Source organism: Xanthomonas cucurbitae, assembly GCF_002939885.1.
In the GTDB taxonomy this organism is placed as follows: Bacteria; Pseudomonadota; Gammaproteobacteria; order Xanthomonadales; family Xanthomonadaceae; genus Xanthomonas; species Xanthomonas cucurbitae.
The window spans coordinates 1-324 of the sequence record NZ_MDED01000154.1 but is presented as its reverse complement, the minus strand read 5'-3'; the positions used below and the strand labels follow the sequence as shown (position 1 = coordinate 324).

Annotated in this window: 1 protein-coding gene; it reads right to left on the bottom strand. The window is 62.7% G+C overall.

The genetic code is table 11. From position 1 onward, the window contains the following. Window positions 1–261, bottom strand: a 261-nt coding sequence (locus XcuCFBP2542_RS19165) for a DDE-type integrase/transposase/recombinase (RefSeq protein WP_146090396.1), incomplete at its 3' end; no start/stop codon positions are given. Between the last annotated feature and the right edge of the window lie 63 nt (window positions 262–324).

Genomic DNA, 324 nt, shown 5'->3' with positions numbered 1-324 from the left:
CGTTGCCGCTTTCATCGGGCCGCCATTGTCAGCGTGCAGTACCAGCGTGTCGCGCGCCACCTGCTCTCGCATGCAGGCTTTCCCGATCAGCACCGATGCGTGGATGGCCAGCTCCTCGTGGTGGACCTCCCAGCCCACGATCTTGCGACTGTAGACGTCCAGGATCATATACAGCTTGAAGAACTGGCCTTTCACCGTCGAGGGCAGATAAGTGATATCCCATGACCAGACTTGGCGAGGGGCATCGGCACGCACCGCCATCGGTTTAGCCACAGTTCGCGGGGCGGCGGCGCGACCACGGCGATTGACTTGCCCACGCGCACG